Origin of the sequence: Streptomyces sp. NPDC005017 (genome assembly GCF_042873115.1) — a bacterium.
Lineage (GTDB): Bacteria > Actinomycetota > Actinomycetes > Streptomycetales > Streptomycetaceae > Streptomyces.
Genome location: NZ_JBIALD010000002.1, coordinates 248,229 through 272,863, shown reverse-complemented (window position 1 = coordinate 272,863; position 24,635 = coordinate 248,229). Strand labels below are relative to the sequence as shown.

The following is a 24,635-nucleotide window of genomic DNA, read 5'->3' as shown; positions in this document are numbered from 1 at the left end:
GAGCCGGGCCCGCCGCACACGGATTGGCTCAATCTGAACGACCCACGAGACGAAGAAGAGAGCCGGTCATGGACTTCCTTCGCCCCGCCAGCTGGGAGGAGGCGCTCGCCGCGAAGGCGGAGCACCCCACCGCTGTGCCGATTGCGGGTGGCACCGACGTGATGGTCGAGATCAACTTCGACCACCGCCGGCCCGAGTACCTCCTGGACCTCACCCGCGTCGGCGACCTCTACGAGTGGGAGGTCGGCGAGGCGAGCGTGCGGCTCGGCGCCTCCGTGCCCTACACGAAGATCATGGAGAACCTCCGCGGCGAACTGCCGGGCCTCGCGCTCGCCTCGCACACCGTCGCCTCCCCCCAGATCCGCAACCGCGGCGGCGTCGGCGGCAACCTCGGCACCGCCTCCCCGGCCGGGGACGCCCACCCGGCCCTGCTCGCGGCGGGCGCCGAGGTCGAGGCGGAGTCCGTACGCGGCTCCCGGCTGATCCCGATCGACGCCTTCTACACCGGCGTCAAGCGCAACGCGCTCGCCCCCGACGAGCTGATCCGGGCCGTGCACGTCAAGAAGGCCGACGGCCCCCAGCAGTACTCCAAGGTCGGCACCCGCAACGCCATGGTCATCGCCGTGTGCGCGTTCGGTCTCGCCCTGCACCCCGAGACCCGCACGGTGCGCACCGGCATCGGATCCGCCGCCCCGACACCCGTCCGGGCGAAGACGGCCGAGGAGTTCCTGAACGCGGCCCTGGAAGAGGGCGGCTTCTGGGACAACGGAAAGATCATCACCCCGTCGGTCGCCAAGCGGTTCGCGGAGCTGTGCTCCGCCTCCTGCAACCCGATCGACGACGTCCGGGGCACCGCGAGCTACCGCCGCCACGCGGTCGGCGTCATGGCCCGCCGGACGCTCACCTGGACCTGGGAGTCGTATCGCGGCGCCCGCCGCATCTCGGAGGGAGCTGCGTAATGCGCGTCAACTTCACCGTCAACGGACGTCCCCAGGAGGCCGACGACGTCTGGGAGGGCGAGAGCCTGCTCTACGTCCTGCGCGAGCGCCTCGGCCTGCCCGGCTCCAAGAACGCCTGCGAACAGGGCGAGTGCGGTTCCTGCACGGTCCGCCTGGACGGCGTTCCCGTCTGCTCCTGCCTGGTCGCGGCAGGCCAGGCCGAGGGCCGCGAGGTCGTCACCGTCGAGGGCCTGGCGGACTACGCCAGACAGCGCGCCGAGCACGGCGGCTGTGCGAGCGGCGCCTGCGGCACGTCCCTCCAGGACGCCCAGGGCTGGCAGGCCAAGGGCGGCACCGACTCGCAGACCGGCGAGGGCGAGGAACTCTCTCCCGTCCAGCAGGCGTTCATCGACGCCGGCGCCGTCCAGTGCGGGTTCTGCACCCCCGGCCTGCTCGTCGCCGCCGACGAGATGCTGGAGCGCAACCCCAACCCGACCGACGCGGACATCCGCGAGGCCCTGTCGGGCAACCTGTGCCGCTGCACGGGCTACGAGAAGATCATGGACGCGGTCCGCCTGGCCGCCGCCCGCCAGTCCGAGGGGGTCTGACCACCATGCCGGCCAACGGCGCACCCACGAAGATCACCCAGGGCTCCCGGACCAGGGGCGGCATCGGCGAGTCCACGCTCCGCCCCGACGGCACCCTCAAGGTCACCGGCGAGTTCGCGTACTCGTCCGACATGTGGCACGAGGACATGCTCTGGGGCCAGATCCTGCGCTCCACCGTCGCCCACGCCGAGATCGTCTCCATCGACACCGGCGAGGCCCTCGCGACGCCCGGCGTGTACGCCGTCATGACGTACGACGACCTGCCGACCGAGGTGAAGAACTACGGCCTCGAGATCCAGGACACGCCCGTCCTCGCCCACGGCAGGGTCCGCCACCACGGCGAGCCGGTCGCCATCGTCGCCGCCGACCATCCGGAGACCGCCCGCCGCGCCGCCGCGAAGATCAAGGTGGAGTACCGGGAACTGCCCGTCGTCACCGACGAGGCCTCCGCCACCGCCCCCGACGCGATCCTGATCCACGAGGGCCGCGACGACCACCACGCGGGCCATGTCCCGCACCCGAACATCGTCCACCGCCAGCCCATCGTCCGCGGCGACGCGGCCGAGGCCGCGAAGCGGGCCGACGTGATCGTCACCGGCGAGTACACCTTCGGCATGCAGGACCAGGCCTTCCTCGGCCCCGAGTCCGGTCTCGCCGTGCCCGAGGAGGACGGCGGCGTCCACCTCTACATCGCCACCCAGTGGCTGCACTCCGACCTGCGCCAGATCGCGCCCGTCCTCGGCCTGCCCGAGGAGAAGGTGCGCATGACGCTGTCCGGCGTCGGCGGCGCGTTCGGCGGCCGCGAGGACCTGTCGATGCAGATCCACGCCTGTCTGCTGGCCCTGCGCACCAACAAGCCGGTCAAGATCGTCTACAACCGCTTCGAGTCCTTCTTCGGACACGTCCACCGGCACCCCGCCAAGCTCTACTACGAGCACGGCGCCACCAGGGACGGCAAGCTCACCCACCTCAAGTGCCGCATCGTCCTGGACGGCGGCGCCTACGCCTCCGCCTCCCCGGCCGTGGTCGGCAACGCCTCCTCGCTGTCCGTCGGCCCCTACGTCGTCGAGGACGTCGACATCGAGGCCATCGCCCTCTACACCAACAACCCGCCCTGCGGCGCCATGCGCGGCTTCGGCGCGGTCCAGGCGTGCTTCGCCTACGAGGCGCAGATGGACAAGCTGGCGAAGAAGCTGGGCATGGACCCGGTGGAGTTCCGGCAGCTCAACGCCATGGAGCAGGGCACGCTCCTGCCGACCGGACAGCCGGTCGACTCCCCGGCCCCGGTCGCCGAACTGCTGCGCCGCGTCAAGGCGATGCCCCTGCCGCCGGAGCGCCAGTGGGAGTCCAGCGAGGGCGCGGACGTACGGCAGCTGCCGGGCGGCCTGTCCAACACCACCCACGGCGAGGGCGTCGTACGCGGGATCGGCTACGCGGTCGGCATCAAGAACGTCGGCTTCTCCGAGGGCTTCGACGACTACTCCACGGCGAAGGTCCGCATGGAGGTCCTGGCCGGCGAGCCCGTCGTGACCGTGCACACGGCCATGGCGGAGGTCGGCCAGGGCGGTGTCACCGTCCACGCGCAGATCGCCCGTACCGAACTCGGCGTCACCCAGGTCACCATCCACCCGGCCGACACCCAGGTGGGCTCGGCGGGTTCGACCTCGGCCTCCCGGCAGACCTATGTCACCGGCGGCGCCGTGAAGAACGCCTGCGAGCTGGTGCGCGAACGGGTGCTGGAGATCGGCCGCCGCAAGTTCGGCTCCTACCACCCGGCCTGGGCGACCGCCGAACTGCTCCTGGAGGGCGGCAAGGTCGTCACCGACGGCGGAGAGGTCCTCGCCGACCTGGTGGACGTGCTGGAGAACGAGGCCGTGGAGCTGGAGGAGGAGTGGCGGCACCGCCCCACCGAGGCCTTCGACCTGCGCACCGGCCAGGGCAACGGCCACGTCCAGTACTCCTTCGCCGCGCACCGCGCGGTCGTCGAGGTCGACACCGAACTCGGCCTGGTCAAGGTCATCGAACTGGCCTGCGCCCAGGACGTCGGCAAGGCCCTCAACCCGCTGTCCGTCATCGGCCAGATCCAGGGCGGCACCACCCAGGGCCTGGGCGTCGCGGTCATGGAGGAGATCATCGTCGACCCCAAGACGGCCAAGGTCAGGAACCCCTCCTTCACGGACTACCTGATCCCCACGATTCTCGACACGCCGACCATCCCCGTCGACGTGCTCGAACTCGCCGACGAGCACGCCCCGTACGGGCTGCGCGGCATCGGCGAGGCCCCCACCCTGTCGTCGACGCCGGCCGTGCTCGCGGCCGTCCGCGCCGCGACCGGGCTGGAGCTGGACCGCACGCCGGTACGACCGGAACACCTCACCGGCACGGCGTGAAACACACTCTCCGGGCGGTGCACGGAACGTCACAACCTCCTCCGCGCCGCCCGGAGTACCCCTCGGCCCGCCGCACCGCTCGCGGCGTGGCCGGAAGCAGACTGATCGTTCGCCTCGGGCCGTCCCCCGGGTCGTGCGGCCGCACCACTTTCCCAAATCCCGCAACCGCCAGGGCGGTTGTCAAGGGTGCCCCTTTGAACCTTGGGAGCAGGCCCACATGACCCAGCAGTCACTGGAGCCGAAGACCGTCGCGGAGGACTCGGGCGAAGGAACCCGAGTCCCGGCCGGACGTGCTTGGCTCGACCGGTACTTCCACATATCCCAGCGGGGATCCACCGTCGCGCGCGAGGTGCGCGGCGGCGTCACCACCTTCATGGCGATGGCGTACATCCTGCTGCTCAACCCCCTGATCCTGTCCGGCAAGGACGTGGCGGGGGACATCCTCGGCCAGAAGGCCCTGATCACCGCGACCGCCTTCGCGGCCGCCCTCACCACGCTGCTGATGGGTTTCGTCGGCAAGGTGCCGCTCGCCCTCGCCGCCGGCCTCTCCGTCTCCGGCGTCCTCGCCTCGCAGGTCGCGCCCGCCATGACCTGGCCGCAGGCCATGGGCATGTGCGTGATGTACGGCGTCGTCATCATGCTGCTGGTCGTCACCGGCCTGCGCGAGATGATCATGAACGCCATCCCGCTCGCCCTCAAGCACGCCATCACCATGGGCATCGGCCTGTTCGTCGCGCTGATCGGCCTGGTCAAGGCCGGGTTCGTGCACGAGAACCCGGCGCCCGGCGGCGGTCCCGTGCTCCTCGGCCCGGGCGGTGAACTCGCGGGCTGGCCCGTGCTGCTGTTCTCCGTCACCCTGCTCGCGATCTTCATGCTCCAGGCGCGCGGTGTGCCCGGCGCCATCCTGATCGGCATCGTCGGCGGCACTGTGCTCGCCGTGATCCTCAACGCCGCGGGTGTCGTCGACCCGAAGCAGTGGGCGTCCGGCACCCCCGAACTGCACGGCGGCGCGGTCTCGATGCCCGACTTCTCGATCTTCGGACAGGTCGAGTTCGGCGGCTGGGGCGAGGTCGGCGCGATGACCGTCGGCATGATCGTCTTCACCCTGGTGCTGGCCGGCTTCTTCGACGCGATGGCCACCATCATCGGCGTCGGCACCGAGGCCAGGCTCGCCGACGAGCAGGGCCGGATGCCGGGCCTGTCCAAGGCGCTGTTCATCGACGGCGCGGGCGGCGCGATCGGCGGTGTGTCCGGCGCGTCCGGCCAGACCGTGTTCGTCGAGTCCGCCACCGGCGTCGGCGAGGGCGCCCGCACCGGCCTGTCCTCCGTGGTGACCGGCCTGTTCTTCGCCGCCTGCCTCTTCTTCACCCCGCTCACCGCGATCGTGCCCGGCGAGGTCGCCGCCGCCGCCCTGGTGGTCATCGGCGCGATGATGATGATGAACGCCCGGCACGTGGACTGGTCCGACCGCGCCACCGCGATCCCGGTGTTCCTCACGGTCGTGCTGATGCCGTTCACGTACACCATCACCACGGGTGTGGCGGCCGGTGTCATCGCCTACGTCGCCATCAAGGCCGCCCAGGGCAAGGCCCGCGAGATCGGCGTCTTCATGTGGGGCCTGACCGTGATCTTCCTCGTCTACTTCGCCCTGAACCCGATCGAGGGCTGGCTCGGCGTCCACTAGGGCCCTTCGGCCACCATCATGGAAGGTCCGGACGCCCCACTCGCCCGGGCCGTGCAACACCCCTCCACACAAACGCTGTTAAGGAGACCGAGACATGCTGGACATCGCCGAGGAGCTGAACCGGTGGGTCGAGCAGGGCCGTGACTTCGCCGTCGCCACGGTGGTGGCGGTCGGCGGCAGCGCCCCGCGCCGGCCCGGTGCCGCCCTCGCGGTGGACGCCGACGGCACGGCGATCGGCTCGGTGTCCGGCGGCTGTGTGGAGGGCGCGGTGTACGAGCTGTGCCAACAGGCCCTCGAGGACGGCGGGACCGTCCTGGAGCGCTTCGGATACAGCGACGACGACGCCTTCGCCGTGGGGCTGACCTGCGGCGGCGTCATCGACATCCTGGTCACCCCGGTCCGGGCGGGCGACCCCGTCCGGCCGGTGGCCGCGTCCGCGCTCACCGCCGCCGCGCGAGGGGAGGCGGCGGCGGTGGCGCGGATCGTGTCCGGCCCCGCGGACCTCAGGGGCCGCGCCCTGCTGGTGCGGGCCGACGGCACCTGGGAGGGCGGCCTCGGCGGCCACCCCGAGCTGGACCGCACGGTCGTGGCGGAGGCGGGTGCCTTCCTGGACGCGGGCCGCACCGGCACGCTGGAGATCGGGGAGCAGGGCTCGCGGTGCGGGGCACCGCTCACCCTGCTGGTCGAGTCCTCCGTCCCCGCCCCGCGCATGATCGTCTTCGGAGCGGTCGACTTCGCCTCCGCGCTGGTCCGCGTCGGCAAGTTCCTCGGCTACCACGTCACGGTGTGCGACGCCCGCCCCGTCTTCGCGACCGCAGCCCGGTTCCCCGACGCCGACGAGATCGTCGTCGAGTGGCCGCACACGTACCTGGAGCGCACGGACACCGACGGCCGGACCGTCCTGTGCGTCCTCACCCATGACGCCAAGTTCGACGTGCCCCTGCTGAAGCTCGCGCTGCGGCTGCCGGTGGCGTACGTCGGGGCGATGGGCTCGCGCCGCACCCATCTGGAGCGCAACGACCGGCTGCGCGAGGTCGGCGTCACCGAACTGGAGCTGGCCCGCCTGCGTTCCCCGATCGGCCTGGACCTCGGCGCCCGTACGCCCGAGGAGACGGCCCTGTCCATCGCCGCGGAGATCGTGGCCGACCGGCGCGGCGGCAGCGGGGTCTCGCTGACCGGGGCGCACACGCCGATCCACCACGACCCGGCCCCGGAACCCTCGGGGCGCATCGGGTCGGTGGCGTAGGAGTCCCGGGCGGGGCGGCCGACCTTGTGATCAGGCCGTACCGAGCAGCCTGTCGACCGCCCGGCCGAACGTCGCGCGGGCCGTGGCCCCCAGCAGCGGGTCGACGGCCCCGGGCAGGAACCGCACCCCCAGCTCCTCCCGCCACAGCACACCGGTCCGCCCGTCCGGCTCCGGCAGCACCTCGATCTCGGCCCAGCCGCGCACCACCCGGCCGCGCTTCTCCAGCCGGCACAGCCCCGGCCCGCCGTCGGCCGGGGGCCGCCACACCGTGACGTCCATCCGGTCGTCGAAGCCGAGCGGGCCGAGTCCGCTGCGGGCCACGACGACCGTGCCCTGCCGGGTGGGCGGGGCCGGGGTCGCCGTGACGCGGGTGAGCGGGACCGCGTCGCCGTGCCGGGGCCAGTCCGTGAGCCGGCGCCAGGCCTCGTCGATCGGGAGCGCCACGGTGCGCCGGAGGAGGAAGAGGACCACGCGAGGATCCTAGGTCCTGTCGTCAGACTCCGGTCGTCGCCCGGAGGGCGGCCCCGCGGCGTCAGGTGCGTGCTCTGGGGGTCCCCCCTCCGGGGGAGTGCCGGGTGCAAGCCCTCGTACCGGACGTACTCGGGCCTGTGTCCGGTGCGGCGAGTGGGTGCGCCTCCCACGAAGTGGGGGAGCGTGCATGGCGTCGCGGGGCGGGCGGGAGTTCGACGACAGGGCCTAGAACCCCTTCGGCCACGCCCTAGCGGTAGACCTTCCCCGGCTCCGCCTTTCCGGGGGCCAGGAGCTGAGGGACCGTCACGAAGGCATAGCCGCGTTCCTTGAGGTCCTTGATGATGCCGGGCACGGCCGGGACGGTCCCCGGGTAGATGTCGTGCAGCAGGATGATGCCGTCGCGGGAGGACTGCTCCAGGACGCGCTGCCGGATCAGCGCCGGGTCGTTCGTCTTGTAGTCCTTCGCCGTCACGCTCCACAGGACCTCCGAGAGGCCCAGCTCGCGGCAGATCTCGTGCACGGTGTCGTCGGTGCGGCCCTGCGGCGGGCGCATCAGGGTCACGGCGCGTCCGGTGAGCCGGGCTATCTCCTCGTTCGGGCGCGTCAGTTCGGCGCGTATCTCGTCCGGCTCCAGGTCGGTGAGTATGCGGTGGGTCCAGGTGTGGCTGGCCAGTTCGTGGCCCTCGTCGGCCATTCGCCGCACCAGCTCCGGATAGGTGTCGATGTGCCGCTTGCCGAGCAGGAAGAAGGTCGCGGGGACCTCTTCGCGCCGGAGGATGTCCAGCAGGCGCGGCGAGTTCTCGCTCGGTCCCGCGTCGAAGGTCAGCGCGATGCACTTGGCCTTGCGGCAGTCGACGGTTCCCAGTTGCGCGGGCGCGCCCGGGACGGCCCGCGCCCGCACGGTGCTCGGCGCGGTCGTCTCCAGGCTCGTGCATCCCGTGAGCGCGAGTGTCAGGGCGGCGGCCGCGGTGGCGAGGCGTGCGGCGTGGAACCCGGGCCCCGTGTTCTTCATCTTCCGGGTCGGAAGCTTCTTGGTCAGAGAAGGCATGCCGGGACTATACACAGCGGTTATATACGCGGTGAATAGCCTCCTGGCCTGCACTTTTCTGCACGTGAGGCGTGCGGTGCGGGTGCGGGTGCGGGTGCGTCGGTGGCTGGTCGCGCGGTTCCCCGCGCCCCTGGTTGCCCGATCGCAGTCAGCGTCGCGAGGAACTGCGAACTGCCTGGGGGGAGCGGGGCACGCCGGGGGCCGTTTAAGGGGCGCGAGGAACTGCGCACAGCTTTCCGGGGGCGCGGAGAACTGCGCAGGTCTTTGGGGGCGCGGGGAACGGTGCAGGCCTTTGGGGGCGCGAGGAACTGCGGAATCTTTTAGGGGCGCGGGGGACTGCGCGAACGGCCACGACGGACCCGTACCCGGCGACGCACCCGCACCACCCCACCCCGCAACACCCCTCGGGCCGGCCCACCCCGCAACCGCCCCGCAACCCCCCGTCAGGGCCGCCGCGTAGCCGCGCTCACCCCGTTGGCGACAACAACCGCCCCGATCCCCACCCACTCGGCGAAGCCAAGCCGTTGACCGAGGACGAGGAGCCCGACCAGCGCCGCCAGCACGGGGTTGACGCTCATGAAGAGTCCGAACGCCTGGGCCGGCACCCGCCGCAGGGTGAACAGGTCGGCGAGATACGGCACGGCCGAGGACAGCACCCCGGCCGCCACGGCGTACCCCAGCGCTCCGGCGGTCGGCGGACGGACCGCCACGACGACGGCGCCGACGGGCAGGAACAGACAGGCCGAGACCACGGACGCGGCCGCCGCCCCCCGCGCCCCGGGGATGCGCTCACCGATCGTCCGGTTGAGCAGGATGTACGAGGCCCAGCAGCCGGCCGCCAGCAGCCCGAGGCCCATCCCGAGACTGTCGGCCGAGGGCCGGGGCCGCATCAGGGTGACCACACCCGCCGCGGCGACCAGCGCGCACCCGGCGTCCAGCCGCCGGCGCGCCCCGGCCAGCGCGATGACCAGCGGCCCGACGAACTCCAGCGTCACGGCGAGCCCCAGACCGATCCGGTCCACCGCGCTGTAAAGCGACAGGTTCATGGTCCCGAACACCAGCGCCAGCAGCAGCACCGGCCGCCACTGCCGCCCGGTCAGCGAACGCAGCCGGGGCCGGGCCACGGCCGAGAGCACGGCGGCGGCGACGTACTGGCGCACCGCGACGACCCCGACGGGCCCGATCACCGGGAAGGCGAGCGCGCCGAGGGCGGCTCCGGTCTGGTTGGACAGCCCGCTGCCGACCATCGTGGCGACGCCCGCGAGGCGTACCCGCCGCGGCCCCGCGGCGGAGGCGGCCGTGGTGGAGGCGGAGGTGCTGGCGGCGGTCTGCATGGTCCGAGAGTGCGCCGGGCGCGGGCTTGCGCAAAATACATGGACCGGCTGATCTATACGCTGGACTCATGGATGTGGAGCTACGCCACCTGCGCTGTCTGGTCGCGATCGTCGAGGAGGGCACCTTCACCGACGCCGCGCTCAGCCTGGGCGTCTCCCAGGCGGCCGTGTCGCGCACCCTCGCCGCACTCGAGGAGGCCCTGGGCGCACGGCTGCTGCGACGCACCTCCCGCTCGGTGACGCCCACCGCCACCGGGCTGCGCGTCCTCACGCACGCGCGGCGGGTGCTCGCCGAGGTGGACGACCTGGTCCGGGAGGCCGGGCAGGGTGCCCGGCGGCTGCGGGTGGGCTACGCGTGGGCCGCGCTGGGCCGCCACACGCTCGCCTTCCAGCGCCGCTGGAGCGCCGCGCAGCCCGCCGTCGAACTCCATCTGGTCCGCGTCAACTCCGCCACCGCGGGCCTGGCCGAGGGCAGTTGCGACCTGGCGGTGGTGCGCAGACCACCGGAGGACCGGCGCTTCGACAGCGCGATCGTCGGCCTGGAGCGCAGGCTGTGCGCGCTCGCCGCCGACGATCCGCTGGCCCGCCGCCGCTCGCTGCGGCTGGCCGACCTGAGCGAACGCACCCTGCTGGTGGACCGCCGTACCGGCACCACCACCCCGGAGCTGTGGCCGCCCGAGTCCCGGCCGGCCGTCGAGGAGACGCACGACGTGGACGACTGGCTCACGGTGATCGCCTCGGGCCGCTGCGTCGGCATGACCGCCGAGTCCACCGCCCACCAGTACCGCCGTCCCGGCGTCGTCTACCGCCCGGTGCGCGACGCGGCCCCGGTCGCCGTCCGCCTGGCCTGGTGGCGGGACGACCCGCATCCCGCGGCCCGGCCGGTCGTCGAACTCCTCACTGAGCTCTACCGGGCAGCGGACTGAGCGCGTTCGCCGCGCCGGTCGTTCCCCGGGCGCCGGGTGGTCGTTCCCCGGCCGGGCGGCCCCTCGCCCGGGTGCGGCGTGCTCTGCTGGACAGGGGGAGCCGGTCGGCAGGGCGGAGGAAGGGGATGCCGTGGACATCGGTGGTGCGACCGCCTGGGCGGTCGCGGTGACCGGCGTGGCCGGCACCCTGCTCTCCGCCCTGCTGACCCAACGCGCCGCAGACCGGGGGCGGTTGCGTGAACTGGACCGGGCCGAGCGGCGGCGCGCGGTGCACGAGGAGGAGGCCGCCCGGCGCGGCGCGTACGTGGCGCTGAACATGTCCGCGCGGCACTATCTCGCCGCGCTCAGCGACCAGTTGCACGCCATCAGGCGGGGCGGCGACGCGGAGTCCGTACGCCGCCGGCTCACCGAGGCGCGCGATCTGCACCGGGACGTCCACGCGGACGCGCAGCTGCGGGTGCCAAACCCGATCCTCGACCTCGCCGGCGAGGTCAACCGTGCCCTGAACGCCCTCTACGGCACGGTGCGCAGACTCGACGACGGCGACCCGCGCGAGGGGGACTCGCCGGAGGCCGCCCAGCGGACGATCGACGCGCTGTGGGGCCGACTGCGGTTCCTGCGGGGCGAGATGAGGCGTGATCTGGGTGTGTCGGGTGGCGAACGCGGGGAAGGACCGGAGTCCGCGGACGACCGGTCGCCGGCCGGGCCGTCCTGAGGTACGGGGAGAACGAGGGGGACCGATGGACGGGGTGGAGAGCGGAGGCCTGCGGGCCCTGCGGGCATGGGTCGCCGACGCGACGGAGCGCGCCCTGCGATTACTTCCCGAGGAGGGCCGACCCGTGCCGGGGCGGGCCGAGTTCGACCGGTCCGTCGCCGAACTCGCCGAACTGGAAGCGGTGCTGGGCCATGACGAACCGTTGCGGGCCAGAATCGCGCTGGGGCGGGGAGTGGTGCTCGCGGCGCGGTATCTGTCGGCCGGGGCGGACCCCGCCGACCGTGTGGAGGGCCGGCGGCTGCTGCGCGCGGCACGGCGGCCGGGCGCGGCCATGGACGAGGAGAGCAGGCGGTACTCGGCGCACTGGCTGTCGATGCTGCTGGTGCCGTATCCGGAGCTGGGCGGCGGGATCGGCAGGGCCCCGAGGCCCGAGGACGTCCTCGCCTGGTACACCCGGCAGAGCGCCGAGGACCAGGCCGCGCTGACGAGCGAGATCAGGGAACTCCTGCCCGACATCCGTGCCGCGGAGCTGCCTCCGGAGGCGCCGCGCGCCATGGAGCAGCTGGCGGGCTTCGTGGACGTACTCGACGGCATGGACCGGCCGGGCGGCCTCGCCCGGCTCCTCGACGTGCTGCCGGACGACTTTCCGCACGTGGCGGAGGTGCGACGGCTGTTCGGCACGGCTCCCGGGGACCCCGCCGCCGAGGAGGGCACGCGGCAGACGCGGTCCCCGCACGACAAAGTGCGTGACGAGGCACTGGACGCAGTGAAGCGTGCCCTGCGCCCCGAGGAAGCGATGCCCGCGATGTTCTCCGCCCTCGACGCCATCAGGGCAGGAGATCCCGATCTGCTGGACCAGGCGCTCGGCGGTCTGCTCGACGCCCGTGACAACCCGGCGTTCGACGCCACCACGGCCGCCTCCTTCGAGGGGTCGGCCAGGGGACTGCTGAACCTCGGCCCGGCGCTGGGCGGGAACCTGGGGGACCGCGACGTGGCCCGGGAGGCCGCCGAGCGGACGACATCCGTCCTGGAGTCACTGGCCGCGGCCGGCCCGGAGAGATTCGGGGCCGACGGGAACGTCATGATGCGGCTTCCGCTGCTCATGCAGCGCCTGGTGAAAGCCAAGGAGGACCGGGACGAGGCAGGGATGGACGACGTCATCGCCGCACTCACGGACCTCGAGGACACCCTCGGCCCCGACCACATGTTCCGCGCCATGCTGTCGTCCGCCCTGGCCGAGGCCCATCTGGAGCGGGCCCGGCTGCTCGGGGACACCGACGCCCTGCGCCGCAGCTTCGACTGCATGGAGAAGGCCGAGGAGGCGGCGGCTCGGACACCCCCTGTGATGCGGACCTACCTGGACATGTCCATCGCCCGCAACCGGGCGTTGCGGGCCAGGGCCACCCGCGATCCGTCGCTCCTGCACGGCGATCTCTCCGCACGGCCCGAGGCGACCACCCTGGAGCGCTGGTTCGCCGCCGACACCCTCCTCACCCGTTACGAGTCGACGGACGACCCCGCCGATCTGGACGCCGCGATCGCCGAGCTGGAGCAGGTCAGGGACGCGCTGCGGCGCGGTGAGCGGCATCATTTCGCGGCCGACGCGCTGTGGCGGCTCGCGGAGGTGTACCAGACCCGCTGGGCGCGGCGGAGCAGGGAGGACGAGGCCGCGGCGACCGGCGCGGCGATGGAGGGGCTCAACTCCCTCGCCGCGGACGTCGTACTGCAACTCGGCTCCGAGCACGGCCTCGCCACCGCCCGTACCGGCGCAGACCGGGGGCTGCACGCGGCCCGCTGGTCGGCGCGCAACGGCCGGGTGGAGGAGACGGTCGCCGCCCTGGAACTGGGCCGCGCCCTGGTGCTGCACTCCGCCGCGGCGTCCGCCGCCGTACCCGAACTCCTCGAGGCCCGCGGCCGTCAGGACATCGCCGACGCCTGGCGGCGCTGGGGCAAGGGCGCACGGCCCGTCGGCGAGCTGCCCCGCGAACTGCCCAGCACCTTGCGCCGCAAGGCCCTCGAAGCGCTCGGATACCGCGAGCAGGGCGCCCTGTTCACCACCCCGACCGTGGCGGAACTCCGGGCCGGGCTGGCCGAGGCGGACGCCGACGCCCTCTTCTACCTGCTGCCCGGGCACCGGGAACAGCCCGGCATGGCGGTCCTGGTGGGGCCCGACACCGGAACCGGTGTCCTTCGGCTCCCGATGCTCTCCGGCCCCGGGGCGGCGCCCCTGGACGCCTACCTCCGGGCCGCGAACGCGCGCTCCGAGGACGATCCGGACGCCGAGGCGGCCTGGGAGCAGGCCCTGGAGGACGTGCTCCGCTGGGCCTACGACGCCGCCGTCGGCCCGCTGATCAGCGCCGTGGCGGAGCGGCTCGCCGCCAACGAGGAGCGGCGCCGCGACCGCCCGGGACCGCCGCGCGTCGTGCTGGTGCCGTGCGGCAGGCTGGGCGCCGTGCCCTGGCACGCCGCCAGGCTGCCCGAGACCGCGCGGGCCGCGTACGCCTGCCAGATCATGGTGATCACCTACGCGGCCTCCGGTGGACAGTTCCTGCGCACCGCCGGACGCGGGCGCCGGGACCCGGGCGCCGCCCCCGTCCTCGTGGCCGACCCGCGCTTCGAACTGACCCACGCCGAACGGGAGGCGACCGCGCTGCACGCCGCGTACTACCCCGGCGCACGGCTGGTGGGCGAGTTCTACGAGCCGCCCGTGGAACCCGTGGCGGCCGGCACCCCCGGGGAACTGCTCGGGCTGCTGAGGGAACCGCTGTCCCTGCTGCACATCGCCTCGCACGGCTCCGCCGGTGTCGACCCCACGCAGTCGGCGCTGCACCTGGCGTTCCCGGAGGGCGCCGAGACCCTTCCGCCCGAGGACGGCGGCCCGGGGGCGCGGCCCGACCTCGGCATGCTGACGGTCAACCGCCTCCTGGACGCCGCACCCGCCGAAACATCGGGCGAGGAGGGCCCGTTGGTGGTGCTCAGCGCCTGCGAGACGGACCTGACCCGGCAGGACCACGACGAGGCGCTGACCCTGACCACCGCGTTCGTGGCGAGCGGCGCACGCGACGTGGTCGGCTCGCGCTGGACCACCCAGGACGGCGCCTCGGCACTGATGATGGGCGTGTTCCACCACCTGGTCGCGGTCGACGGGCTCGGTCCGGCCGACGCCCTGCACATGACCCAGCGGTGGATGCTCGACCCGCACCGCGAGGCACCGCCCCGGATGAGCCCCGAACTCGTCCGCGAGATGGATCGCCCCGGACTCGAACGGCCCGCCCTGTGGGCGGCGTTCATCCACCAGGGCCATCCCGGACCGGCCCGGCGCACGGCGGGGGAGGGCACGCGATGAGTACCGGTCCGCAGGACCTGATGGCCCTCGTCGGTGAGCACGCCGACAGCGTCCGGACCAGCCTCGGCGAGGAGCGGTTCGGCGTACTCCTCAACCGGGTAAGGGAGTTGGCCGGGGCGCCGAGCGGCGACCCCCGTGCCGTCCGGCGGGCGCTCCAGGGGGTCCGGCACGCCCTGCTGCCGCTTCCGCTGGACCACACCGTCCGCCGGGCCCTCGACGGCACCCGACTGGCCGGTGGCACCCCGGCGCCCGACATCCCCCTGTGCGCGGGGGAGTTGCTGCTGGCTCTCGCCGCCCCGCGACCGTCGGCCGACCCTGCGTACGACGTCATCGCCGCGGCCAAGCGGAGGCTGCTCGCCGCGCCCGCGCTCGGCCGTGGACAACTCGGCGCCCGGCACAGCGAACCGCCCCCGCGCGAACTGATCGCACTGGAGGACGCGCGGGGCGAACGGCACTACCCCGCCTTCCAGTTCGACGGCGGCCGGACCGGTACGGGCGGCCCCCTCCCGGTCGTCCTGCGGATCAACCGGCTGTTGCTCGCCGACATCGACCCCTGGGGCGCGGCCGACTGGTGGCTGAGCGGGAACCGCGCGCTGGGCGGAGCGCCCGCCGCGCTCCTCGGCGAAGTGCCCGACGACGTCCTCACGGGCGCCGCCCGCGCACTGGCGGAGGACGGCTGATGCCCGGCAACATCTCCCCCGCGGCCTACGCCATGCAGCCGCGCGAGCATGTGATCGAGGCGGGCACGGTGCTCTGGCGCATGCACTCCGGCCGCCGCCCCGCCACCGGGTTCAACCCCGTCTCCGCCGACACCCACTTCGGCGGCAACCGCTTCGACGGCACCACCGCCGACCCCTACCCGTATCTGTACCTCGCAGACGACCCCGCCGCCGCCCTCGCCGAGACACTCCTGCGGTCGCTGGACTTCGACCCGGGGACGGGGACCCGGCTCGTGCCCTACGCCGCCGTGCGCGGCAGATCCCTCACCCCGCTCGTCGCCCGCGCCGACCTCCTGCTGGTGTCGCTGATCGGCGAGGAGGACCTGGCGGCCGTCTGCCAGGACTCCTGGCTGCTGGAGTCCGAGGGCGACGACCGGTACGCCAAGACCCGCCGCTGGTGCAGCGAGATCCGGGCCCAGGCGCCCGACGCCATGGGCCTCGTCTGGCAGTCGCGGCGGATGCGGCCACGGCTCGCCACGGTGCTCTTCGAGGACCGCTGCGGGCCCGAGCCGCTCACCCCGGTCGAGGAGGGGACACGGAGACCGGAAAGGTCCGGCCCGGCGGGACCTTTCGCGCCGGCGGGACCCTTCGCGGACCGGCCCGGCCGGGCCCTGGCCGAACTGGGCTCGCCCGCCGGGGTCGCCGAGGTCAACCGGCTGCTCGCGCCGCTGCGCGCGGCCGTGGTGCCGCCGTGGCCGGAGTGATGCGGTACGCCGGACCCGCGGCTTGTCGGCCGTGGCGGCCGGTGCGATCGTGGCGCGCATGGCAACGGGGGCCGATCATGCGTCGATAGTGGCCGAACTGAAGGCCGTCCGCCGGGCCGGCCTGGTCAGGCTGCGCGGAGTGGAACTGACGGCGCTGCGCCGGGCTGCCGAACGCGGCGCGCCCGACGGGTCGGTCGAGGGACTGCTCCGCCGGGCCGTATCCGGGCTGGACGCGGGCACCCTGCGCACGGCCGCCGCGTACACCCTCGGCCTCGCCCAGGGGACCCGGGACTGGCCGGCCGCCGACCGGCGGCGCCGCGCGGCCGAGGTGTACGGCGTGAGCGTCGAACGCTTCCGCAAGGACCACGAGGTGATGGTCCTGGAGCAGATCGCCGAGGCCGTCGCCCGGCTCGCCGCCGGCACCGGGGCGCCCGCGCGGCAGCCGGAGGGGACGACGGCGGACGGCGGCACGCGTACGCACCGCGTCGTCGAGGTGCCCGCCGGGGGCCGCGCCCTGCCGCTCACGGTCCATGTCCACCCCGTGGACCTGCTGCGCGACGTGGACGTCGTGGTCTCACCCGCCAACACCCACCTCGCGCTGCCCGAGACCTACAAGTCCTCGGTCGCCGCCTCGCTGCGCCGGGCCGGTTCCGTGCGCGGGGTGACCGGCGACCTGGTCGCCGACCCGGTGAGCGACGCGCTGCGCGCCTGGACCGGGCGGCACGGAACCGCGGGCCGGCCCGTGCTGCCCGGCACGGTCGCGGCCACCGACGGCGGGGCGCTCGCCGCCCACGGGGTGCGGCGGATCTACCACGCCGTGGTGGCCGTGCCCCGCGCCGGGACCAACGACTACGAGGTGCTGCCCGCCGACATCACCCGCGCGGCGACCCGGGTGTTCGAGGTGATGGCCGAGGAACGCGCCGGGGAGTGGCCCGGGTTGCGCTCGGTGTGCTTCCCGCTGCTCGGGGCGGGCCGCGGCGGACTGCCCCGTCAGGTCAGCCTCGACGCGATCTGGGCGGCCGTCGAGGCGGAGGCCGCGCGCGGGGCGGACTGGGAGATCCATGTCGTTGTCCGTGACACCCGCGCCGCCGACCTCGTGGAGCGCCTGCCCGAACGGGTCCGCCCGAGCGGCCGGCGCGGCACGGCCTGACGGCACCCGACGGGGTCCGCCCGAGCGCCGGCGCCCCGCGGTCCCGAGGCGCCCCGCGGTGCGCGTGCGGGCGGCGACCATCCCACGACCCGTCGGCGACCCGTCCCCGACCCTGCGCACTGGTTCACTTCAATTGCATTGACTCCTGCTTGAGTTGACGGGACATCACCTACTGTGAATCGCATGGACGGGGGAATGGTGCGATGGGCGCACGGTGCGGTGGGCCGGGTGACGACCTGGCCCGATCCCGACGTGTACGTGCTCGTCGAAGGAGTCCTGCTGCGCGCCCTTCCGGAGGCACCGGGCCTGCTGCCCGGCACCGCGGCCGAGGTGCGCGCCGATCCGTCCGGCGGACGTCTCCTCGTCCGTCCCGCGCCCGAGGGGGCGGCGTGACGACGGCCTTCGGCGAGGGCTTCGACGAGCGACAGCCGGTCGTGCTGCTGCTGGACACCTCGGCCTCCATGGGCCGCCCCGCCGAGCGGCCCCGGATCGACGAGCTCAACGACGCCCTGACCGCGTGGTTCGACGGCGTACGGCGCCACGGGCGGCTGCGCTCGCGCGTCGAGGTCTGTCTGATCACCTTCGACTCGCAGGTGCGCGCCTACGATCCCCGCGAACGGACCCTGGTCCCGGTGGAGTCGCTCCCCGCCGACCGGCTGTTCGTGCCCGTGGACGGGATGCGGCCGCCCCGGCTCGCCGCGTCCGGGTACACCCGCATGACGGACGCCGTGGACGCGGCGCTCGCCCTCGCCCGGGAGCGGCTGAGCACACTGAGGGCGCGCCGGGTGCAGGTGATCCGGCCGTTCCTGTGGGTCCTTACCGACGGCGCGCCCAGCGACGCCGAGGGCAGGCCCCTGGACGCCGAGGCCCTCCAGGACACCGCGCGGGCGCTGCGGCAGGGCGAGCAGGAACGCGCATGGGTGTTCCAGGCCGTCGGTGTGCACGGCGCGGACCTCGACCTGCTGCGCGTCCTCGCGCCGAAGGGCGCGCACCTGCTCGACCGGCTCGGTTTCGGCCAGATTCTCGACCTGCTCTTCTACAGCTCCGACCGGTTCGGCGCGGTGCAGGACGCCGACGCCGTCCACGCCCAGGTCGCGGACCTCGCGGCCCGCCGGGCGCGGATGGCCGAGATCGAGGGGGAGTACCAGTGATCGTCGCGGGCGCGTCCGTGGCCGGAGCCGCGCACCGTGACGCGGGCCGGGGCGGCGAGGACGCCTTCCGCGCGGTACGGACCGGCCACGGGGCCGTCCTCGCGGTGGCCGACGGAGTCGGCTCGCGGCCGCGCGCGGCCCTCGGCGCCCACCTCGCCGTCGACACCGCCTGCCGGGTCCTCGCGGCCGTACCGCCGCCCGGCCGGGACGCGGGCGCGCCGGAGTGGACCGAGTGGACCGCCGAGCGCGGCGCCCTCCTCGCCGGGACGTGCTCGCGCCGGGCCCGCGCGCTCACCGGGGACGCGGACGGCGAGGAGCCCGACGACCTGGCCGCCGCGCTGCTCGTGGCGTTCTTACGGCCGCCGTGGGTGGCGTTCGTGTCCCTGGGCGACTGCTTCGCGGCGGTACTCACCCGGGCGAACGGGCCCGACGGCGGGGGCGGTTCCGACGGCCGAGGCGCCTCCGGGAGCCCGGACGGCACCGACAGCCCCGAGAGCCTGACGGCCCCGACCGTCCCGAACGACCCCGACCGCGTGGACGCCCCCGACCGCGACGACGACCCCGGTCGCGCCGCCGCCCCCGCCGAGCGCTGTCACCTGGTGCTGCCGCCGCCCGAGCCGGGCGGCCCCCCTCCGGCGTACACGACCTCCCCGTCCGCCCGGCTGCGGGTGCGGACCTTCACCGTGTGGGAGCCCGAGCTGTCCGGTGTCGTCCTCGCCACCGACGGCTGCGCGCCGCTCGCGCTCGACCACCCCTCCGTACGCGGACTGCCCGACGCCGCCGGGCCGTTGCCCAGCCCCCGCTTCCTGCCGCCCCTTGCGGCCGCGCTGCGCCGCGGCGGCGGGAGCGCCGAACCGCTGCACGCCGTGCTGTCCGGGACGGCCGCCGCCGAACGCACCGGGGACGACCTGACGCTGTTGTGCGCGCTCACGGAGGGCGACGGGCGATGGGGGTGAGGGTGGTCTCGCGCGGCGGCCGGGAGTGGCTGCTCACCGAACGGATCGGCGCCGGCTCCGAAGGCCTGGTGTACGCGGTCGGACACGACGGCACCCTGGTCGCCAAGCTGGTGCCCGACCCGGCCGACCCGGTCGCGTACCGGCGCCGGGTGGAGCGGCTCGTACGGCAGCGCCGAGAACCGAGGACCGTACGGCTGCTCGCCGGGACACCGCAGCGGGTCGCCTGGCCCCTCGCCGCCGTGCGCACGGTCCGGGAGGACGTGGAGGGCTATCTGATGCCCGATCTGCGGCGCGACTTCCTGCCGTTCGCCTCGCTGCTCACCCCGGCCGGACGGCTGGACGCGCTGCCCGGCGCCACCTGGGCCACGGCCCTCGCCGCCGCCGAGGCACTGGCCCGGCTGCTCGCCGACCTGCACGCCGAGGGCTATGTGGTGGGCGACCTGAACCCGGACAACCTCTGGGCCGACGCACACGGCCGGGTGGGCATGGCGGACGTCGACTCCTGGCAGTTCACCGACGGCCGCGACGTGTTCCCCGGCCGGATGCGGACACCGGGGTACACGGCACCGGAACGGATGACACCGGAACGGACGGCACCGGAACGGACAGGACCGGAGCCGGCCGGGGCGGGCGGCGGGGCGCCCGGCCCGGGGCAGCGGGCGCGGACGCCCGTGCCGCCCGACGAGTCCACCGACGCCTTCGCCCTCGCGGTCCTCGTCCACCAGCTCCTCATGGGCGGGCTCCACCCGTTCGCCGGGCATCCGGCCGACGGCGACTACCTCTCCCTCGACGACAACGTGCTGCACGGCCGCTGCCGGCTGCTCGACCGGACCTCGGTGGTGCTGCCGCGCACCGCGCCGCCCTCCGACCTGCTGCCACGCGCGCTCGGCACGCTCCTGCGCGCCGCCTTCTCGGGGACCGGACCCCGGCCCACGGCGGCCCAGTGGGCCGGGGAACTGGCCGCGGCACGAGCACCCGGCCGCCTGACACGGTGCGCCGAGCGAGCCACACACGTGCACACCGTGGAACGGCCCTGGTGCCCGTGGTGCGACCAGGCCGGGCGCGGCCTGGACGGCTACCCGGAGCCGGTGTGACCGGGCCCGCGGACACCCTGTCCCTCGCGCGGACCCTGGACCGCTGCACGGTCCTCGGACCCGGCGTCCGGGCCGTCGTCTGGGTGCAGGGCTGCCCGCTGCGCTGCAAGGGCTGTGTGGCCGCCGAGACCCTCCCCTTCGAGGGCGGCACCCCGGTCGCCGTACCCGAACTGGCGGCACATCTGGCCGCGTTGACGGACGTGGAGGGCGTCACGCTGTCCGGCGGCGAGCCGTTCGCCCAGGCCGAGGCGCTCGCCGCGCTGCTGGACGCCGTACGCGAACGGCGGCCCGGCTTCTCGGCGATGGCCTACTCGGGCTTCCGGCACGAGGCGCTGCGCCGCGGCACCCCGGCCCAACAGGCCCTGCTCGACCGGCTCGACCTCCTGGTGGACGGGCCGTACGTCGCCACCCGGCACGCCCCCCTGCGCTGGCGCGGCTCGGCCAACCAGCGCCTGCTCGCCCTCACCGACCGCTACGCCGCGCTCGTGGCCCAGATCGCGGACGAGGACGACACCAGCGCGGGCGTCGAGGTGTCGATGGGCGCCGACGGCTCCTTCTCCTGGGCCGGGGTGCCGCCCGTGCCCGGCTTCCGGGAAACCCTGGAAGCGCGCCTGGAGGCACGGGGATTCGTACCGCGCACCGACCGCACACAGAAAGGCCGGAGGACCCCATGAGCGGCTCACCCATGTACAGCGTCGTCTCCCTCGACCCCGGGCTGATGGCCCTCGGCATGACGCTGCGGGCCACCCGTGCGGCGGCGCGCAGGGCACGCGAGGAGGAGCGCCGGGCCGAACGCGAGGCGCTGGCCGCCGAGCGGGCCCGGCAGCTCGCCGAACGCCAGGCCCGCGCACGGGCCGCCGCCGAACGCCGCCGGGCCGAACTCGCCGAACGCCGCCGCGTCCGGCAGGAGTCCCACGCGGCCGGTCTGCGCGAGGAGCAGGGCCGGGCGGACGCCCGCCGACTCGACGAGGCCGAGAGCCTGCTCGCCCCGCTGCTCGGTGCCCCGGACCGCGTCACCGAACTGGCCGCTCTCCAGCAGCGGTTGACGGAACTGCGGGCCGGGCTGGGCGGACCCCGGCCGCTCGGCGCGGACATCGAGGAGCTGCGCGGCCGCATCGTCGTCGCGTCGGGTGGCGCGGCCGGGCAGGCGGCCGGCGCCCGCCCCGACCCGGGAGCGGTCCTGAGCGAGCTGCGGCAGCGCCTCGCAGGCCTGGGCGCCGACGCGGCCGCCCATGACGCCGCGGGGTCCCGGGCCTGCGCCGAACTGCTGGACCAGCTCGACGCGTCGGCGGCGCAGCCCGACGCCGAGATCCGTTTCGCGGCACTGCTCGGCACCGCCGAGCACGCCCTGGCCCGGCACGCCCACACCGTCGCCCGCGCGGTCGAGGACGCCACCGCACGCGCCGAGGAGGAGGCCCTGCGCGCCGAGGAGGAGACGGCGCGGGCCGAGGAGGAGCGAGCGGCCCGCGAGGAGGCCGAACGGGCCGCGCACGCCGAGGCGCTGGACCGGTTCGGCGTCGTCGAGGACGGCGCGCGGGACGCCGTGCGCGACGCGGCGGACCTGGGCGCGCCGGAACTGACCGCGGAGATCGAGCGGACCCTGCGGACCGCCGCCGAGGCGCTCGACGCGCGGCGGACGCGCGCCGCCCTGGACGCCGTCGCCGCCCTGGAGACCCTCCTGCCCTCCGTCGAGGAGCGGCTCGACGAACTCCAGCTCGCCCACGCCCGCCGCACCGAACTCGCCCGCGCGCTCAAGGACGCCATGACCGACGCGGGTCTCGACTTCACCGGCGGCGAGGACCGCGGGGCACTGCTCGTGCTGTCCTTCGAGCGGCAGAGCGGGGCGGTGTACGAGGCGACCGTGCGCACCGAGTCCGACGGCACGCCCCTGCTCACCTACCACGTGGACGGGGAGCCGGACATGTCGGTCAGGCCGGCGGCGAGCGGCGAGGCGGTCTGCGCCCCCGAGGAACTGCTCGACCTGGTGCACCGGGCCCTGGACGGCTCCGGCTTCACCCCCGGCGAGCTGACCTGGGACGGCAAACCGCCGCGCACCACGGCCCGTCGGCTGCCCGGCACGCAGGAGCGGAGGAGCCGATGACCACGCCCGACCCGGGGCGCTCCTGGCTGGAGAAGTCCCCGACGCCCGGCCCCCCTCCGACCGCCGGTCCCGGCACCACCCCGGTCCGCCCCGAGGCGCGGGGGAACGGCCCCGTACCCGCCGACGGCATGATGCCGCTGTGGGCGGTCTCGCTGCGCTGGGAGCTGCGCCGCGGCCGGCAGGTGATCCTGGACGGGCGGATCCGTGACCGCTGGTGGTTCGAGGACCGGCCCGCCTCCTTCCGCTCGCTCGTCTCCGGGGCGCTGGAGGCGTGGGGCGCCGACGTCGTCGGCTGGTGGGACCCGGTGGACGGACTCACCTTCCCCCTGCCCGGGCACGCCGAACGGTTCGACAAGCTGGTCGCCGCCCTGCCCCGCGACCAGCGCACGCCGCCGCCCGCCGAGGACCGGAGCGGCGGCCCGGAGGCCGCCGAGTCCCCCGGCAACCCGGGTACTCCCGGCGCCTCCGACACCCGGCGCGGCGAGGAGCGGCGCCGGGCGCAGGACGGCCTGTTCCAGCCCAGGGCGGGCCGCCGGGCGAGCTCCTTCGAGGACGTGACGGCGGTCGTGCGCCGGCTGGTCGCCTCGCCCGAGGCGGCGACCGCGTTCGTCTTCCAGGACGTCGACCACCATCTGGCGGCGGACCGGGCCGACGCGCACCTCGGCTGGATGCGGCTGCGCGCCGCGATGACCGAGGCCGTGGTGCCGTACCCCGGACCGCACAGCGGGCCCGCCCCGCACCCGAGGAACGCCGTGCTGTGCGCGGTCGGGGACGTGGGCCGGCTGCCCGGCTGGTTCGTGCTGGACGACCCGCGGGTCGCGACCCTGCACATCGGGCCGCCGGACCCGAGCCAGCGCAGGCTCTGGCTGAGCATGCTGCGCGAGGAGTTCAACGGCGGCCCGCAGGCGAGCCGCGGGGAGGTGGAGGCGCTCGTCGGCGCCACCGACGGCATGGCCGGCTGGGACATCCACGCGCTCTCGCGCACCTCGTGGCTGCGGTCCTCTCCCGTGCAGAAACCCGACAAGCTCCTGGAGCTGCACCGGCTCAATGTGAGCGTGGACCCGTGGACCCAGCTGGACCGGGAGGTCGTCGGGCGGGCCGGCGAGGCGCTCGGCGAGCGGGTCGTGGGCCAGCCCGCGGCCGTGGACGCGGTCGCCGGAGTGCTCCAATCGGCCTTCGTGGGCGTCGACTTCGGCGACTCGGGGACCGCCCGTCCGCGCGGCGCTTTCTTCTTCGTCGGCCCCACGGGTGTCGGCAAGACCGAACTCGCCAAGGCAGTGGCCGAGTTGATGTTCGGCGACCAGAGCGCCTACGCCCGGTTCGACATGAGCGAGTACCAGCAGGAGCACGCCGCCGAACGGCTCGCCGGGGCGCCGCCCGGCTACATCGGCTACGAGCAGGGCGGCGAGCTCACCCGGCGGGTGCAGGAACGGCCGTTCAGCGTGCTGCTCTTCGACGAGATCGAGAAGGCCCACCCCAAGGTCCTGGACAAGTTCCTCCAGATCCTGGAGGACGGCCGCCTCACCGACGGCCGCGGCCAGACCGCGCACTTCTCCCAGTGTCTGATCATCTTCACCTCCAACACCGGCGCCGACGCCGTCCAGGACCTCCTCGCCGAGTCCGGCGACGACCTGTCGTACGACCGGCTGCGCGGGCACTTCACGCGGGCGGTGGAGGAGAAGTTCCGGGAGATCGGACGGCCGGAGATCTACGGACGGCTCAAGCCCGGGGTGGTCGTCTTCGACATGCTCCGCCACGACCACGTCGTACGGATCGCGGACCGGCTCCTCGGGCAGCTCGCCGAGTCCGTGCGCGAGCGCCATCAGGTCGAACTCGTCGTCGACGGGGCCGGGGTGCATCCGTGGATCACCGGCCGGATGGCCGACCCGGAGCGGCGGGCGTACGGCGGCCGGCAGATCCGCAACGAGCTGGAGGCCCTGCGGGCGGCGGTGGTCCGGCACTTCATCGAGCACCGGCCGACCGCCGGGGACCGGGTCCTGGTCGGCGTCGACCGGGACGGAACGCCCCGTGTCACGGCGGAGAGAGGAGCCTGA

General features: G+C 74.4%; 21 protein-coding genes. 18 read left to right on the top strand and 3 right to left on the bottom strand.

Annotated features, from left to right (window positions below; all coding sequences use genetic code 11):
- Positions 1–68: 68 nt before the first annotated feature.
- The 5 genes from ACFYR0_RS04015 to ACFYR0_RS03995 all read left to right on the top strand — a co-directional run bounded on the left by ACFYR0_RS04015 (position 69) and on the right by ACFYR0_RS03995 (position 6,866).
- A complete protein-coding gene (locus tag ACFYR0_RS04015; protein ID WP_389321610.1) occupies positions 69–959 on the top strand; it encodes an FAD binding domain-containing protein in 891 nt (296 codons plus the stop codon).
- Complete coding sequence (locus tag ACFYR0_RS04010) at positions 959–1,546, top strand: (2Fe-2S)-binding protein (RefSeq protein WP_389321608.1); 588 nt, start codon at positions 959–961, stop codon at positions 1,544–1,546. The genes ACFYR0_RS04015 and ACFYR0_RS04010 overlap by 1 nt, the downstream gene beginning before the upstream one ends.
- Before the next feature lie 5 nt (positions 1,547–1,551).
- On the top strand, positions 1,552–3,936 hold the full coding sequence (locus tag ACFYR0_RS04005; RefSeq protein ID WP_389321606.1) for a xanthine dehydrogenase family protein molybdopterin-binding subunit: 2,385 nt from the start codon (positions 1,552–1,554) through the stop codon (positions 3,934–3,936).
- A gap of 217 nt (positions 3,937–4,153) precedes the next feature.
- Positions 4,154–5,620, top strand: a complete 1,467-nt coding sequence (locus ACFYR0_RS04000; protein ID WP_389321604.1) for an NCS2 family permease — start codon at positions 4,154–4,156, stop codon at positions 5,618–5,620.
- 94 nt (positions 5,621–5,714) lie between these two features.
- Entirely contained in the window at positions 5,715–6,866 is a 1,152-nt protein-coding gene (locus ACFYR0_RS03995; protein ID WP_389321602.1) for an XdhC family protein, read from the top strand.
- Positions 6,867–6,896: 30 nt separating this feature from the next.
- On the opposite strand, the gene ACFYR0_RS03990 is transcribed toward ACFYR0_RS03995, so the two are convergent.
- The 3 genes from ACFYR0_RS03990 to ACFYR0_RS03980 all read right to left on the bottom strand — a co-directional run bounded on the left by ACFYR0_RS03990 (position 6,897) and on the right by ACFYR0_RS03980 (position 9,719).
- Positions 6,897–7,337 carry an SRPBCC family protein gene (locus ACFYR0_RS03990; RefSeq protein ID WP_389321600.1) on the bottom strand — a complete coding sequence of 147 codons (441 nt, stop codon included), beginning with the start codon at positions 7,335–7,337 and terminating at the stop codon, positions 6,897–6,899.
- Between the two features lie 247 nt (positions 7,338–7,584).
- Entirely contained in the window at positions 7,585–8,385 is an 801-nt protein-coding gene (locus tag ACFYR0_RS03985) for a polysaccharide deacetylase family protein (RefSeq protein WP_389321598.1), read from the bottom strand.
- Positions 8,386–8,828: 443 nt separating this feature from the next.
- Positions 8,829–9,719, bottom strand: a complete 891-nt coding sequence (locus tag ACFYR0_RS03980; protein WP_389321596.1) for a DMT family transporter — start codon at positions 9,717–9,719, stop codon at positions 8,829–8,831.
- Between the two features lie 68 nt (positions 9,720–9,787).
- Here ACFYR0_RS03980 and ACFYR0_RS03975 point away from each other — a divergent pair, with 68 nt between their 5' ends.
- The 13 genes from ACFYR0_RS03975 to ACFYR0_RS03915 all read left to right on the top strand — a co-directional run bounded on the left by ACFYR0_RS03975 (position 9,788) and on the right by ACFYR0_RS03915 (position 24,635).
- Positions 9,788–10,645 (top strand): LysR family transcriptional regulator, encoded by an 858-nt coding sequence (locus ACFYR0_RS03975; protein WP_389321594.1) that lies wholly within the window; start codon positions 9,788–9,790, stop codon positions 10,643–10,645.
- Positions 10,646–10,775: 130 nt separating this feature from the next.
- The gene (locus ACFYR0_RS03970; RefSeq protein ID WP_389321592.1) at positions 10,776–11,360 is read left to right on the top strand and encodes a hypothetical protein; all 585 of its coding nucleotides are present in this window, start codon (positions 10,776–10,778) and stop codon (positions 11,358–11,360) included.
- 25 nt (positions 11,361–11,385) lie between these two features.
- Positions 11,386–14,706 (top strand): CHAT domain-containing protein, encoded by a 3,321-nt coding sequence (locus ACFYR0_RS03965; protein ID WP_389321590.1) that lies wholly within the window; start codon positions 11,386–11,388, stop codon positions 14,704–14,706.
- Complete coding sequence (locus ACFYR0_RS03960) at positions 14,703–15,386, top strand: hypothetical protein (protein ID WP_389321588.1); 684 nt, start codon at positions 14,703–14,705, stop codon at positions 15,384–15,386. Before ACFYR0_RS03965 ends, ACFYR0_RS03960 begins: the two co-directional genes overlap by 4 nt.
- The gene (locus ACFYR0_RS03955) at positions 15,386–16,129 is read left to right on the top strand and encodes an RES domain-containing protein (protein ID WP_389321586.1); all 744 of its coding nucleotides are present in this window, start codon (positions 15,386–15,388) and stop codon (positions 16,127–16,129) included. The genes ACFYR0_RS03960 and ACFYR0_RS03955 overlap by 1 nt, the downstream gene beginning before the upstream one ends.
- A 58-nt stretch (positions 16,130–16,187) precedes the next feature.
- A complete protein-coding gene (locus ACFYR0_RS03950) occupies positions 16,188–17,279 on the top strand; it encodes a macro domain-containing protein (RefSeq protein ID WP_389321584.1) in 1,092 nt (363 codons plus the stop codon).
- Positions 17,280–17,462: 183 nt separating this feature from the next.
- A complete protein-coding gene (locus ACFYR0_RS03945) occupies positions 17,463–17,672 on the top strand; it encodes a hypothetical protein (protein ID WP_389321582.1) in 210 nt (69 codons plus the stop codon).
- On the top strand, positions 17,669–18,430 hold the full coding sequence (locus tag ACFYR0_RS03940; RefSeq protein WP_389321580.1) for a hypothetical protein: 762 nt from the start codon (positions 17,669–17,671) through the stop codon (positions 18,428–18,430). The genes ACFYR0_RS03945 and ACFYR0_RS03940 overlap by 4 nt, the downstream gene beginning before the upstream one ends.
- Positions 18,427–19,386, top strand: coding sequence for a protein phosphatase 2C domain-containing protein (locus ACFYR0_RS03935; protein WP_389321578.1), 960 nt, complete (start codon positions 18,427–18,429; stop codon positions 19,384–19,386). The genes ACFYR0_RS03940 and ACFYR0_RS03935 overlap by 4 nt, the downstream gene beginning before the upstream one ends.
- Positions 19,377–20,480: a hypothetical protein gene (locus tag ACFYR0_RS03930; protein WP_389321576.1), complete on the top strand. Its 1,104-nt coding sequence runs from the start codon at positions 19,377–19,379 to the stop codon at positions 20,478–20,480. Before ACFYR0_RS03935 ends, ACFYR0_RS03930 begins: the two co-directional genes overlap by 10 nt.
- A complete protein-coding gene (locus tag ACFYR0_RS03925) occupies positions 20,477–21,154 on the top strand; it encodes a 4Fe-4S single cluster domain-containing protein (protein ID WP_389321574.1) in 678 nt (225 codons plus the stop codon). The genes ACFYR0_RS03930 and ACFYR0_RS03925 overlap by 4 nt, the downstream gene beginning before the upstream one ends.
- Positions 21,151–22,581, top strand: a complete 1,431-nt coding sequence (locus ACFYR0_RS03920) for a hypothetical protein (protein ID WP_389321572.1) — start codon at positions 21,151–21,153, stop codon at positions 22,579–22,581. The genes ACFYR0_RS03925 and ACFYR0_RS03920 overlap by 4 nt, the downstream gene beginning before the upstream one ends.
- Positions 22,578–24,635 carry an AAA family ATPase gene (locus ACFYR0_RS03915; RefSeq protein ID WP_389321570.1) on the top strand — a complete coding sequence of 686 codons (2,058 nt, stop codon included), beginning with the start codon at positions 22,578–22,580 and terminating at the stop codon, positions 24,633–24,635. Before ACFYR0_RS03920 ends, ACFYR0_RS03915 begins: the two co-directional genes overlap by 4 nt.